The sequence below is a fragment of the Clostridium thailandense genome, from assembly GCF_019207025.1.
In the GTDB taxonomy this organism is placed as follows: Bacteria; Bacillota; Clostridia; order Clostridiales; family Clostridiaceae; genus Clostridium_AM; species Clostridium_AM thailandense.
Window position 1 is genome coordinate 28,470 of the sequence record NZ_JAEEGC010000178.1, and the last position, 14,568, is coordinate 43,037.

A 14,568-nucleotide genomic window follows, 5' to 3' on the forward strand; every position below is an offset into this window, starting at 1 on the left:
TAGTGTTTGTTTCAGAAGCAGAATTAGTGAAATTTTCATTACCATTAATCATAGAAGAGTTTAGAAATGAAAATAATAAACTGGACTATATTCAAGAACCGAAAGGTTTATTTGGAATTCCTGATGTTATTATATTTAATGGTAAAGTTGTTTCAATAGAATATAAACTTAAAAATTGGAAACAGGCGATGAAACAAGCATATAGGTATCAAAGTTTTTCATATGAAACATATGTTGTATTGGACATGGAATATGCAGATATTGCAAAAAAAAATATTGATATGTTTAAAAAATTTAATATTGGATTAGGAGCAGTAGATAATGAAACTATAAAATTTTATTATAAGCCAAAGAAGAAGAAGCCATTTAATAATACATTATCGGAAAAAGCTTTGGAGTTATTCTCTTAGTATGTGTTTTATTTATCTATTTGTAGTAGTCCTATATTCACTATACTTGAAATAACTATATATAGTATATGCAATGAATTAGTTGAATGGTAGAGAATATAAGAAAGTAAGTTAATATAGAGTATAATCAAAAAAGCACCTTTAGGGTGCTTTTTCTATACATAAATATAGGTTTAATGTTGTCTATGTTCAATGAAGTATAAATGGAAATATGTTCTTCCAGAATGGAAGTTTACAATGAAATTATTATATGAGTGTAATACATGTAAAGTAGATGTTAAAAAATAGGTGCAACAGAATTACACTATTCAATAATATGACATATTATTGAAATAATTACTTTAAAAATAAAAGGATTTTAATGAAAAATATAGAATTATGTATTAAAAGGGGATGGTATAAATGAACCAAAAATGTATTTGTGGAAGTGGATTAGCAATTGATGAATGTTGTATAAAAAAATATCCAAGTTTAAAGCTTAATAAAAAAGATATAAAAGATTGTACTAAATATGAAAATTGGGACAGGCAAAGACAAAGTGTATGGCAATTAGTTGCAAAAACATTAAATGAATGCAGTAATTTTTCTAAACAAAATATAATAATATTTGGAGCTGGAGCTTGTGATGATTTGCCTATAGACTTTATATGTGATAAATTTTCAGAAATTGTATTAGTAGATATTGATAGTAAAGCTCTTAATGAAGCTTTGAAAAAAATCCCCAATAATCTCAAAGATAAAGTAATATTGGTTGAATGGGATGTAACAGGATTATATACTAATAGCGAGTTAAAATTATGTTTAGAAAAGGCTAAAAATGGTACATACAAAACCGTAGAGGATGTTATCAAGGACATTAGCAAATTGACAATAAAAATTCAAGACTTAGATGTGCCAATTGAAATTCAAAAAAGAATGCCATTTTCAGTTGTTTTATCAGATTTAATTGTTACGCAGTTATTTACAAATTATTTTTACGGTGAGGTTTCACTAAACTTAATAAAGTTAGATTCAGCAATTTTTGAGAGAAATTTATCTGATTTTAATATAAAAGATATAGTAGACTTTCTATTATGTCAGCATCTTAAATTATTGCAGAAAGTTACTACTATTCATGGGAAAATAATAATATTAGCAGATACATTTGTTTATGGTACAGAAGCTAATTTGTTAAAATCGCCTTTTAACGAAGTGATTAAAAAGAACCCTGAATTTATTTCTAACTATAGAAAAATTACAAGTCAAGATATAGTTGGATGGATGAATAACTATTCAGTAGCAGGGAGCAATATTCCATATCATATAAAAACAAATAATTTTAATAGGTTGCACACTGATAGAGTTACATGGTGGTGGTGGATATTTAATAAAGAGAGGCTTTATTTCGTAATGGGTTACGTTTTTACAGTTTGTGACCATGATGTAAATATGTATGATTAGTTAGTATTATTGGTTTTAGTGAATAAATTATAGGGGATTAAATACAGTTTATTATTTGAGTTCTTATGTTGACTATCTTCAATGACAAATGTATGCTTTTATATTGAAGATAATAATTTCAAAATGTTATAATTTAAATATGTAGCTGAAATATATGCAGATAACTTTAATAAGTATCTGCATTATTTATTAGGATTTTTCAATTTTACAGAAGCGAGGAAAGGAAAGTAAGAAATGAGCAAATAAGCTACTTCTCAAAAATGTAATTTTTAAGTATCTATTGAATTTTACAAAATACTTTCTTTTATGGGGTTATGTAAAATTAAGCATTTTATCATTTGAAGGGAGGTTTATATAAATGAATATGACATATCCGCTAAAAGAACAGAAGCAAATAGATTTAGTCAAGCTCTATTTAAAGAGTAAGTCTATACGAAATTACCTTTTATTCATAGTGGGGATTTCGTCAGCATTACGAATAAGTGATATATTAAGCTTAAAGGTTTCATCTATTTACGATGGTCAGAAACCTAAAGAGTATATTGATGTTAAAGAGAAAAAAACTGGGAAAAGGAAAAGATTCGCTACTTCACCGAATCTACAAAAAGCTATTAAGGACTTTATAAGAGCATATAAACCAGAGAAAGAAGAATATGTTTTTATAAGCAGAAAAGGTGATAATAAGCCAATAACACGACAAAGAGCTGTTCAAATACTTACAGAAGCTTTAGATATGTGTGGGTTAGCACATATAAATTTCGGAAGTCATGGCATGAGAAAGACGTTTGCATATCATTGTTGGAAAAATGGCACCGATATTACATTCCTAATGAGAATTTTAAATCATTCTTCACCAAAGGAAGTGTTGCACTACATTTCTGTTGAGCAAGAAGAACTGGATGATATATACGTTAATTTAAATCTATGAAAGGTGATATAAATGAATAATATAGGAAAAAGAATAATGGTTATAGGTTCACCAGGTAGTGGTAAAAGTACATTTTCAAGAAAGCTTTCAGAAATAATGGGAATTCCGCTTATTCATCTTGATAAGGAGTTTTGGAATAATGGATGGATTGAAACTCCAAAAGAGCAATGGTTAGAAAGACAAAAAAGTTTGATAGCAGGTGATGAATGGATAATTGATGGCAATTATGGAGGAACTATTGATATTCGTCTTGAAAAAGCTGAGACTGTAATTTGCTTTGAATTAAGTAGATTAGTGTGTTTGTTTAGTTATTTTAAGCGAGTAATTACAAATTTCAATAGAGTAAGACCAGATATGACAGAGGGATGTAATGAAAAATTTGATTTTGAATTTATGAAATATATTTGGGAGTTTCCTAAAAAATCAGGTAAAAGAAATAAAGATAGGATTGAAGGAAATAGAAACAAACAGATAATAATATTTAAAAATAGAAGAGAATCCAATAGATACATAAATAATATTAAGACCATATACAAAAGCAATTGCTGATAAAAAAAATTAGCAACATTGCCTAAAGTATATGGTCTTTTTATATATTTACTTTAGTGTGTTTCTTATATAAATGAAGAAATATTATTTTAAGTTAAAGGAAGTGAAAAAATTGAGTTTGAAAGTAACAACATTCAGTAGTAAAGGTAGAGTTACAAGAATTTTTGGATATAAGACGAAAAGAATTCATCATTTGCAAAGTGATAATCAATTAAGAGTTTTCCTTTTATTAGAGTGGAATGATATTGTTAAAAATATTGAGGAAAATGTAGAAATTAAAGATTTAGAGATAATAATTGATAATGTAGAAGATTTAAGATTAGATAAATTTTCGGATAATGAAGGACAGCTATATCAACTACATACAAATTTTCTGGTGACTACTGAAAGAGATAATGTAGAGGAACAAATTGCAATATCAGTTAAAAGTTTATCTGAAATTGAAAGAAGAACTGTTATTGAGAAGATTGAGATAGAGAGGCGTTTTTGGAGGGCAAAAGGAATTCGATTTTATGTTGTAACAGAAAAGGAAATAAATAAGCAACTTGTAGATAACATCAAGTGGGTTAGAGAAACGTTGATAGATAAAAATGTAGAAAATAAAAGAGAATTAGCAGAACATTTATATTATTTTTTACAAGAAAACAAGCAGGAAAAATTAAGTGATGTTTTAGGTAAATTTGATGATAATGTTGGAGCTAAGAAAGGAACAGCTCTTTTTATCTTTAGATATTTGATAGGAATAAAAGAAATTGTAGTAGATATGGAAAAAAGTATTGATTTGAATGAAACAATTTCAATTTTGATAAAGTTTTAGGAAATTGAGGTGAGAAAATAATGCTATTTATGGAGAATATGATTTTCAAGTTAGGAAATGAAGAATATAGGATTGTAGGAAGTGATACATTTAGAAATAATATTTTCATTATTGAGTTATGTGATCAAATCAGATGGCCGCAAATAATTAATCAAGAGAATTTAGAAGAGTTATTTATAAGAAATGAAGCTGTAGAAGTAAAAACTGATAAGTTCATAGATATTAAAAATGTTGAAATTAAATATGAAATTGCTAAAAAACGTGATTTTAATTATGAAGTTATATGTTATTTGATTAGTAATAGCCCTGAATATGAAATTTATTATAAGAAGAGCAGAAAATCAATTATTGATAGAACAATTGAAGTTTATGGAATAAGTGAGAGCAGTATCAAGAGAATATGGTGTAGCTACTTGAAAAGCGGAAAGATAATGCAATCTTTGATTCCAAAGACTTACAAGTGCGGAGGGAGGGGGAAGGAAAGAGTACATGAAAGAGGTGGATTTGTTGTAGATGATAAAATTAAAAGACTTTTGAAGGAAGGTATTAATAAATATTACAACACTAAGAAGAAAAATAATAAAAAGATGTGTTATGAACTAATAATAAGAGATTTCTTAAAATCTAATCCTAATAATAATATCCCAAGCTTAAAGCAGTTTTATTATTGGTTTTCAAGAATTACTAAAGATGATAAAAGAAATGAAATTACAAAACGTTATGGAGATAGAATTTATCAGCAGACAGCAAGAGCTATAATAGGTAATTCAATTCAGGATACATTAGGTCCAGGAGAACTTTTTCAGATTGATTCAACAATTCTTGACGTTTATCTTGTTAGTAAAATGAACAGAAACCTAATTATTGGAAGAGGTGTGTTGTATTTGGTTGTAGATGTGTATAGCAGAATGATAGTTGGAATGAATGTTACCATTGAGCCATTCAATAGTTTTGAAGGAGCTAAAATAGCTTTAATTAATACGATGACAGATAAGGTATCTTACTGTAAAAAATATGGTATATCTATTCAAAAAGAAGACTGGGTGAGTGCAGTAGTACCTACAAGAATCCTCTCGGATAGAGGAGAGCTTTTGTCATGTCATATTGAAAATGCAATAGGTAACTTAGGGATACTTATTCAGCAGACAAATTCTTACAGGGGAGATATGAAGGGCATTGTGGAGAAGTCGTTTGAACGGTTACATGCGTACATTAAACCTTTTGTAGATGGTGTTGTTGAAAATAAATTCAATAAAGTAGAAAGAGGTAATGTAGATTATAGACTTAAAGCAAATCTTACATTAGAGGAAATAACTCAAATTGTAATTAAATATATTTTGTTTTATAACAATAATCATGTTTTAAATTATTATGAATCTGATGGCATTAATATAGAAAATAGTATTCCTAAGATTCCAAGTAAGTTATGGGAATACGGAGTTAAAGTTAAGAAAGGATTACTTAGAGAATTGCCAGAGGAGATAATAAGGATTAATTTATTACACAATAAAGAAGTTTCAGTTACAGCAAAGGGAATAAGATTTAATAAGTTATATTATGTTTCTAAATATACATTAGAATCAGGATTTTTTCAAAAAGCACGAATTGAAGGCTCGTATAGAGTTAGAATAAGCTATAATCCTAATGACCTTTCAGAAATTTATTATATAAAAGAGGACGGGATTAGCTATGATAAGTTAACTTTAGTCACATATATGGAACACTATAAAGGTATGAGTGAAGAGGAGATTACCAAGATTTTTGAATATGAAGATAAGTTAAATAAGAAAGCAAGTGAAAAAGAAATACATGAAAAAATTAAATTATTTGATGAAATGGAAAAAATAACAGGTAAGGCTAAACAGGAACAGGAAAGAGTTAAGGATAAAGCATTAAATAAGACACAAAGGTTGAAACATATTAGAGAAAATTTAGAAGAGGAAAGAAATTATTTTAGAAAAAATTCAAGTAGTGATAGTAGTGATATAAATGAAGAAATGGAAGTATTTAATCAAATAATTGCAGACGAATGGGGAGAAGATTATGAATAAGAGTTTAATGTTACCAAGTGGAATATTAGCAGAAGAAGCAGATTATAAAAATCAAATTATTGATGAATATAATAATAATCCATTTGTACAAGCATTGCCAACGATAAGAACTAAAGAAGAAATTGTAACTATATTAAATCAAAATCTTAAAATATCAAAAAAAGAATTAGAATTAGATGAATATGTCAGAATTCATATGCTACAAAGAACTTATAAAGGTGTATTTCAGGTATTACCTATACATATAAAAGTATTTAATATGATAGACACTTTAATGAGGCAAGGATATATAGACAGAAATCCATTTAACCCAGAATATATAAGACATATAAATAAATTAGGTAATAAATTAATAAATAAAGATTTTTCAATGAGTGTAAATAGTAATTTTGTTACTACAGCAAGTTGTGGTCTTCTAATAGGATTTAGCGGTATGGGAAAAACAAGAATTGTAAATAAAATTTTAGAGAACACTCCTCAGCTCATTTATCATAGCAACTATAATAATACGAATTTTAATGCAATACAAGTTACATGGATTAAATTAGAAGCTCCGCACAATAGTTCTTTGAAGGCATTAACGTTGCAGTTTTTCATGAAAATAGACGAGCTTATTGGAAGTAGGAATATGGAAAGATATGCAGTAAAGAATCTTTCAGTTGACGCTATGCTACCTATTATGGGGCAATTGGCAAATAATATAAATTTAGGACTGTTAGTAATTGATGAATTACAACACTTAAATAAAAATACATCTCAAATAATGAATTACTTTGTTGCTCTAATGAATACATTTGGAGTAGCAATTCTATTAATAGGCACTCCTGCTTGTTATGATATGTTAACTGGTGAACTAAGGATTGCAAGAAGAGTAACAGGGTCAGGTGAAATTATATGGAATAATATGAAAAATGATAAGGAGTTTAGGTTATTTATAAATGGAATTTGGAAAAATCAATATGTAAGAAATAGAGCAAATTTAGATGAAGAGATTATTAACTTATTTTATGAAAAAACGCAAGGAATTAGTGATTTAGTTGTTAAATTATTTGTGAGTACTCAAAAGGTTGCTATTGAAAGAAATATTGAGACTATAACTAAAGAATTAGTTGAAAAAGTATGGGACAAAGAGTTTAAGTTATTAAAACCTATGATTAGTAGTATTGCGAGTAATAATAGAGCTAAAATGTTTAAATATGAGGATATAAGAGTATTAGAAAGTAATTCTATAATAAAGAAAGCTAAAGCAGTAGAGAAAAATTCATTGGGAGAAAAAGAAGGAACGATAAAAGAGAATATACTAAAAGGTAAGAAGAAAAAAATAAAGATTAGTGGATTAGAAGGGAATGACATCAGAAGAATTATTGTAGAAGGAATTAAACAGGGGAAGAATAATTATGAAGCATTGATAGATGCGGGAGTAATAGTATCAATGGACATGATATTGATTGGTAGTGTAGTATGATAAATTGTTTTCCTAAATTGTACAAAGATGAATTGTTATATAGTGCTATTTCAAGATATAGAAGGATGTGTGGCTTAATAAATAAGGAAGCAATAAGTAGAGATTTTATCTATAAACAAAATAAAATATTTCAAATACTATTTCCTTTTAGACTTAATAAAATTGCTGAAACTTTACCAGTAGGAAGTAAAATCACAGGAGAAAAATTATTACATGAGCATACTATGTATCCTTTTTATACTAAATTACTATCAAAAGAAGTTAGAGATGAAATAAAAGAAAATATGCTAAATAAGTATGATATAAATATATTTTTGAAGTTAGGAACAGGGAACTTAATAAAGCAAAGAAGTTATTTAAAATATTGTCCTCTTTGCATAAAAGCAGATATTGATGAATTAGGGGAAAGTTATTGGAGAAGAGAACACCAATATACAGGCGTTTTTTTCTGTGATAAGCACAAAGTTCAGCTTCAAGAAAGTGGAGTCATATGTAGTAGTATTAATAGAGAGTATGTGTGTTTAGACGATATACAGATTGAAAGGCAAGATTCAATTGATAATAAATACTTGGATTATAATTTAAAGTATATAGATTTAGTTAAAGAACTTGTTAACGGGGAAGATAGCCAGCTAACTTTAGATGATATAAAAATATTTTATAAAGATAAATTTTATGAAAGAGGCTTAGCTACTAAGAGTGGAAGAATACATATTAAAAAGTTGGCATATGAGCTTAAAGAATTTTATACAGAAGAATATTTGAACTTTATGGATAGTAATATAAAAAACTATGATAGCAATTGGCTAATGAACTTCTTTTCTAAAAACAATAATAAGCCAATAGTAAGACATCTGTTATTGTTGCAATTTTTAAACTGTCAAATTAAAGATATGTTTGAACATAAGGAAAGTAGAAGCTACAGATATGAATATAAAGTATATATGCCTAAATTAGATGTAGAAGAAAGAAAAGAAGAATGGGTAAAAATCATAGAAGAAAACCCTAATAAATCAAGAAATGAATTGATAAATATTAATCCTAAAGTTTATTCATATGTATACAAATACGATAGAGAATGGTATGAAAAAGTTACTCCTCGATATAGAAAGAAAAAAGAAGCAACACCAATTGATTGGAATAAAAATGACTTGAAGCTTTTAGTAGAAGCAAAAAAGGCTGTGCAACAAATATTAGATAAGCCAGGAAAGCCTGTAAAAGTATGCAATTCAAGTATTAGAAGAGAACTTGGAATTGGACAAGGAATATTTAGTAAAAAGTTGACGAAAACAAAAGCATATATTAGCAATGTAACAGAAAGTAATGAGAATTATTGGAAAAGAAAAATAATGTGGGCTATTAATGAATTAAGAAACAGGGAAGAACCAATTACTATATATAAAGTGCAAATAAAATGTGGATTTAGCTCTAATTTGGATAAAAGTAAAGAAAAATTAATAAAAGATATTTTAGAAACATTAAATTGAAATAATAATAAAAATATGATGAGGCTGTTCCAGAAAGTAAAAAATATTTAAATGATAGTGAACTCAGAACACTTTTGAATAGAAAAGTATATGATAATAATTTATTTCTACCGACTAAACCAATTGAAGGAGGACTTTGGAGGTATTCTTTACATGAAAAAATTAAATATAAATCAGCATGGGAAGAATATATTTATAATAAGTTAAATTCAAATTTATTTAAACATAGATTAAATAGTAAATATACGATATTCTATATAAAAGATAACTTAAAAGTGATTGCAGTGAAAAAAACTTTTAGATGTATATATACAAATTTATAATAAAGGTATACAATAAAATTTTTAATTAAGGGCTATAGAAATATTTGGAAATATATAAAAAAATCTGAAAATCATATATATGTTGACTTTGAAAATATAGGAGAACATTATGAGGTTATTTATGTAGCTCAGGAGTTTGTTGAGCAAGTTGATTGGAGCTTACGAGTATTTAAGTGAGAGTTCTAAATAATCAAGAATTATTTGATGAGTGATTAACAAAAGATATCTTATACATAGCTGAGATGTTTGAAGATTGGAATTTTGACTCAATTTTAGTTTTCGATAAAAATATATAAAATTATCAAAAGTAGTTTTAAATAGAATAATTATTTTAAAATATAACTAAAACTGTAAGAAGGTTATTTGAGTTTAGCATTAATGTAATCAAAAATTAAAATATTAAATTCAGAGCTAAGAGTAAAATCTTAGCTTTTTTTATCTAAGTTTATTTTATCTAAGTTTATTTGAAAGATAAGAAATTATCAGGTCTGAAATTGGGGAAAAGTAAAAATAGTGGTATAATATGTATGGGTATCAGTATAATAAAATTAATATAGGGGGATATATGATAAAACAAATTAGTAATGTAATTATAAAGATAAAAGAAAAACATTATAATTGGGTGATTAGTTTATTTGTATTGACATTAGCAATGGTAGAAACAGGAGTTCTTAGTGATATTAATAATATTATTAAAAGCCATTTTCAGAGTTTGGAATTTTATATAGTATTTATACCTATAAGTATGCTTTTTGTAAGTAGCTTATTAAGTAATAGAACGTTATTCAAATTAAGAAAAAATGTATCTATAGATAATAATTTAAAGTATATAAGATATTCATTTATGGTAACAATATTTCTTTATTTAATAAGTATATTAATAGATTTTAATATAAGTGATGTATATTATAAAACTAAGATAATGCTGGTATGTCTTATTATAATGTTTTTGAGCCAGTATATATTAGGCTATAAAGCAAATTCTTTTGAAGAGAAAAAAGCAGAATATAAAGATATGGAGAAGAGTAAACTTTTTAATACTTACTATATTAATATAGATAAAGTATTTGAAATTGCAATGTTGATAAATAATAAGATAGCAATTAGTATTCAAAAAGAAAGAACTATGGAAGATTCTGAAAGTTTAAAAGAAAATCAAAATGCAAATATAAATTTGGAATATTTAAAGGTTGTTAAAAATGGTATTACATATGATAATACATACACTAAAACGAATAGTGAAAAAAATAGAGTGTTGGAAAATTTTGATGTAAAAACAACAAAATCTAATTTGTTAGATACTATTATAAAGAAATGTAAAGAATATGAAGAAGAGAGAAAACTTTTACCAGGAGATTTACTTATATTTAATAATGTTAAAATAGAACTTATGAATCAAGAGGAAACAATGCAAATTTCAAAAATATTGTTAAATGGTGCATTTAATGGTACGAATTTAAGTAGTACATCAGATGAAATGAAAATGGATTTTAATATATCTTCGTTAACTAATTCAATGTTAAAAGACTGTTGTTATGAACTAAAATGTTCAACTGGAAACTTGAATTTTTACATAAAAATACCGATGTCATCTGAAAGCGATTTTGAAAATTCATATAATATTTATGATTTATTGATAGGAAAGATGACTTTAATTGGGGTTTATGTAGGACAAGATGAAGAGCAAAAGTATAGAAGTGCATTTGATTATTTTAATAATAATCAAACTAAAACCGAAGATATTGAGCGTCAAGAATTGGGATTAAAGAAGTCAGCCAGTTCAGAGATAAATAATGTCAATGGAAATGAATTTCAAGACGAGAACAACAATGAAATAAGAAATTATGTTGATATAATTGCTATAATTCAAGAAATTAATATAAACATTAGTGGGGTTGAAAATGGGTAGAGGTAAATTGTTTATATATAATAAAGAAATGTTTAATGAATTTTACCAAAAGACATCTACAAAGTACAGGATAATACCAATATCATTACTTTTTAATTCTCAATATGAATTTGAAGAAACTTATTTGGATTATGATTATTTAAATGATGGAAATTTATCATTTGATGATGAGGACAAAGAAATTTTAATAGATATTACTTTGTTGGCAAAACTTTTAGCAGTGAGAAGTGATATATTATTTCATTATGGAGTAATAATTGACAATTTGTATAGACGTGGCGATGTTGAGATAGTAGTAGAGTATGATTATTCAGAAAAAATGATGGAACTTTTTCCACTTCAATTTTATGAAAAAGAAAATTTAACAAGTATAGAAGAGACTTCTACAAAAGATGAATTTGATAAAAGTCATAAATCTTTATCAAAAGATGTAGTTGTTTATGATAAAGATAATTATGATGAATACATTAATGCAAAGAGAGAAACAGGAATACATATAATATCAATAACTAAAGTTTTAAAGAAAAATAATAGTATAGATTATTCAATTGAAAGAAGTTTATTGAACAAGGAAGAAAAATATATTTTAGACATAACATCTATGATTAGATTAGTAAATGGCATAAATGAATTAGTATTATCTTTTGAAATAATTTTACATGAATTAATCAAATTAAATAACATAAGTTTCATTATTGATAAAGAAGTTCAAGATAAATGTAAAGAATTATTTAAATATAGTTTCCAGGAGTATATTGAAATTTCAAGTACAAAAGAAGATAAATCTGATAATGAATTAAAAAAAGAAGTTAGTGTATTTACAAATCAAGATATGAATTTGTTCTTAGAAAGATTTGAAGAAGAACTATTTGGACATGATGAATTTAAAAAGGACTTTAGAAAACAAATACACAAATATAAGATAATGAATAAAATAGGGGAAGAAAAAATTTTTTCTATCTTTTTATGTGGAGATTCTGGAATAGGAAAGACAGAAGTTGCAAGAGTATTACAAAGAAACTTGTATAATAACACTAAGGAAATTAAAATTAATTTCGGTAATTATTCTGGTCAGGGGTCGTTGTGGAGTTTAATTGGTTCACCAAAAGGTTATAAAGGTAGTGAAAGTGGTGGGGAACTGACTAATAAAATATTAAACAGTGATTCTAAAGTAATATTAATTGATGAATTTGAAAAGGCAGACAAGGAAATATTTAGTTTCTTTTATGAACTTTTAGAAGATGGAAAATATACTGACCTTGATGGAAAGGAAATTAATTTAGAAGGATATATAATAGTATTTACATCTAATTTAACTGAAAAAAATTATAAGAATGTAATTCCAGAAGCTCTGTTTTCAAGATTTAGTATGAGATACATATTTGTACCTTTAACGAGTAAAGATAAAGAAGAGTTTATAAGATACAGGGCAGAAAAAATAATTAAAAAATATAATGAGAACTTTGAAAATGAATTTGATTGTAAAAAAATGGAATTATTATTTGATATTCCGATAGATAAATTGAATAATTTAAGAGATATAAATATTGAATTAACAAATAGATTTACAGAACTAATATAATGTATGTTGATGGGAAATTTATAATCAGGATTTGTATTTGATTTAGGATATAAGTTTAAATAAATTAAAGATTAATAATTGCTTGATTGTAAATACATTATTTAGTATAAGGGGGATTATGAGTAAAATAAATAAGAAACAAAAAAGAAAGACTAAACATAGTATGTTACAAAAAATTAAAAATTATACGAAAAATAAATGGGAATACTTAGCTAAAATATATGATAAATATGGAAGATTATTAGTTTCATGGATTACAATATTGCTGTTGATACCAGCTTCTATCATTGGAGTTATTGGGATTTGTAGGGGGGAAATTTATTCGCCTATAGTTTGGCTTAGTATATCATATGCACTGATATTTGGATTGAAAAATAGCCTTATAAAAATTTTAGACTCTTCAAAATATTCGATGTCATTCCAATTGGTGGCAAATATAATTAAACTAATATTATGTCTGTTCTTTTTACCAACAGTATTAACTATGTTGTCGACACTATTGAAATTAACAGATACAAAGGTACTATTTATAGTGCCAATACTTAATTATGTTGGATTTAAATTCTTTACAAGTATATTAAGCTCATATTATTTTTATAATGGATTTTCAAAAAAAACTTTTTGGATAGCTATTACTTCTATTTTGGGATGTATACTGATACAGATTGGAATAATAATTACAATGTTTTTAAATATTTCATTATATGAATTTATATATTTGAAATATGGGATTACTAAAGCAAAAATTTTAATCTTTATAATAATTAATTTAGCAGGAAATATTATAATATTAATAAATACGTTTATGAAAAATAGAAAAATAAAGAATTGGAGAGAAATAACTATTGATTCAACTTTATATAGGTATAATCATATTAAAGGGCATATAAAGCAAATATTTAAAGAAGGGATAGGCGGAATTTTCTTTCCAATTCCAAAATACTCAAGATATAAAGAGATTAATAATTTTAATATTAGTATGGACTGGACCAGATTAGCTAATAAATTGTATAGGGAAAAAGAGCCTGATCCTATAGAAATGATGATAAATAATGAATTTTTATCAAATCCATTATTCAGAATGTATATTATAGCATTAAATTGGTCTGAACCTTATGCGAGAATATTTAGAAATTCATATTTGTTATTAGGAATACTATTTAATCAAAGAGGAGTATATCTATTATATGAAACTGGAAATCCTATTGATTCTAAAATTCTAATTGTTTGGGGAACACTCCTAATTTGGTTAGCTATTTTGGGATATATAGCATCAATCTCAAGAACACATGAATTTAAAAAATTAAAGATTGGTTTTATTATTACGGTGTTTTTATACAACATAGGACATATAATTTTATATTTTGATGTTTATAGAAATTTGATTTTGTTTGACGTATTAATATTTGTATATTTTTATATTTCACATATATTTATATTAAATAAAGTTAAGAAAAGTTATCGTTATAAATATTTTAATATGCTAAATATATAGGTATAGGATTCGTTGGCAAAATAAATAATAAAAAATTATATTGAGGATACTATTAAGAAAACAATGGAAAATTAATTAGCTATTATTACTATGTACCAACCCAACAAATCCA

General features: G+C 25.8%; 11 protein-coding genes. All 11 read left to right on the forward strand.

Going from position 1 to position 14,568, the window contains the following annotated elements:
- The first annotated feature begins 2 nt into the window (after window positions 1-2).
- The 11 genes from I6U48_RS26615 to I6U48_RS26665 all read left to right on the forward strand — a co-directional run bounded on the left by I6U48_RS26615 (window position 3) and on the right by I6U48_RS26665 (window position 14,456).
- A complete protein-coding gene (locus I6U48_RS26615; protein ID WP_218323543.1) occupies window positions 3-410 on the forward strand; it encodes a hypothetical protein in 408 nt (135 codons plus the stop codon).
- A gap of 402 nt (window positions 411-812) precedes the next feature.
- On the forward strand, window positions 813-1,850 hold the full coding sequence (locus I6U48_RS26620; protein WP_218323544.1) for a hypothetical protein: 1,038 nt from the start codon (window positions 813-815) through the stop codon (window positions 1,848-1,850).
- A 358-nt stretch (window positions 1,851-2,208) separates the two neighbouring features.
- Window positions 2,209-2,778, forward strand: coding sequence for a tyrosine-type recombinase/integrase (locus I6U48_RS26625; protein ID WP_218323545.1), 570 nt, complete (start codon window positions 2,209-2,211; stop codon window positions 2,776-2,778).
- Between the two features lie 12 nt (window positions 2,779-2,790).
- Window positions 2,791-3,327 carry a DNA topology modulation protein gene (locus I6U48_RS26630; RefSeq protein WP_218323546.1) on the forward strand — a complete coding sequence of 179 codons (537 nt, stop codon included), beginning with the start codon at window positions 2,791-2,793 and terminating at the stop codon, window positions 3,325-3,327.
- A 112-nt stretch (window positions 3,328-3,439) separates the two neighbouring features.
- Complete coding sequence (locus tag I6U48_RS26635) at window positions 3,440-4,144, forward strand: TnsA endonuclease C-terminal domain-containing protein (protein ID WP_218323547.1); 705 nt, start codon at window positions 3,440-3,442, stop codon at window positions 4,142-4,144.
- Between the two features lie 20 nt (window positions 4,145-4,164).
- Window positions 4,165-6,195 (forward strand): TnsB C-terminal domain-containing protein, encoded by a 2,031-nt coding sequence (locus tag I6U48_RS26640; RefSeq protein WP_218323548.1) that lies wholly within the window; start codon window positions 4,165-4,167, stop codon window positions 6,193-6,195.
- On the forward strand, window positions 6,188-7,660 hold the full coding sequence (locus I6U48_RS26645) for an ATP-binding protein (RefSeq protein ID WP_218323549.1): 1,473 nt from the start codon (window positions 6,188-6,190) through the stop codon (window positions 7,658-7,660). Before I6U48_RS26640 ends, I6U48_RS26645 begins: the two co-directional genes overlap by 8 nt.
- Window positions 7,657-9,147 carry a TnsD family Tn7-like transposition protein gene (locus I6U48_RS26650; RefSeq protein WP_218323550.1) on the forward strand — a complete coding sequence of 497 codons (1,491 nt, stop codon included), beginning with the start codon at window positions 7,657-7,659 and terminating at the stop codon, window positions 9,145-9,147. Before I6U48_RS26645 ends, I6U48_RS26650 begins: the two co-directional genes overlap by 4 nt.
- An 888-nt stretch (window positions 9,148-10,035) precedes the next feature.
- A complete protein-coding gene (locus I6U48_RS26655; protein WP_218323551.1) occupies window positions 10,036-11,379 on the forward strand; it encodes a hypothetical protein in 1,344 nt (447 codons plus the stop codon).
- On the forward strand, window positions 11,372-12,961 hold the full coding sequence (locus I6U48_RS26660) for an AAA family ATPase (protein ID WP_218323552.1): 1,590 nt from the start codon (window positions 11,372-11,374) through the stop codon (window positions 12,959-12,961). The genes I6U48_RS26655 and I6U48_RS26660 overlap by 8 nt, the downstream gene beginning before the upstream one ends.
- Window positions 12,962-13,079: 118 nt before the next feature.
- On the forward strand, window positions 13,080-14,456 hold the full coding sequence (locus I6U48_RS26665; RefSeq protein ID WP_218323553.1) for a hypothetical protein: 1,377 nt from the start codon (window positions 13,080-13,082) through the stop codon (window positions 14,454-14,456).
- Window positions 14,457-14,568: the final 112 nt, after the last annotated feature.

What these genes read in the sequence shown, in the direction of transcription:
- I6U48_RS26660 (WP_218323552.1), top strand. Translation starts at nt 11,372, where the DNA reads ATGGGTAGAGGTAAATTGTTTATATATAATAAAGAAATGTTTAATGAA.
- I6U48_RS26665 (WP_218323553.1), top strand. Translation starts at nt 13,080, where the DNA reads ATGAGTAAAATAAATAAGAAACAAAAAAGAAAGACTAAACATAGTATG.
- I6U48_RS26655 (WP_218323551.1), top strand. Translation starts at nt 10,036, where the DNA reads ATGATAAAACAAATTAGTAATGTAATTATAAAGATAAAAGAAAAACAT.
- I6U48_RS26650 (WP_218323550.1), top strand. Translation starts at nt 7,657, where the DNA reads ATGATAAATTGTTTTCCTAAATTGTACAAAGATGAATTGTTATATAGT.
- I6U48_RS26645 (WP_218323549.1), top strand. Translation starts at nt 6,188, where the DNA reads ATGAATAAGAGTTTAATGTTACCAAGTGGAATATTAGCAGAAGAAGCA.
- I6U48_RS26625 (WP_218323545.1), top strand. Translation starts at nt 2,209, where the DNA reads ATGAATATGACATATCCGCTAAAAGAACAGAAGCAAATAGATTTAGTC.
- I6U48_RS26630 (WP_218323546.1), top strand. Translation starts at nt 2,791, where the DNA reads ATGAATAATATAGGAAAAAGAATAATGGTTATAGGTTCACCAGGTAGT.
- I6U48_RS26620 (WP_218323544.1), top strand. Translation starts at nt 813, where the DNA reads ATGAACCAAAAATGTATTTGTGGAAGTGGATTAGCAATTGATGAATGT.
- I6U48_RS26640 (WP_218323548.1), top strand. Translation starts at nt 4,165, where the DNA reads ATGCTATTTATGGAGAATATGATTTTCAAGTTAGGAAATGAAGAATAT.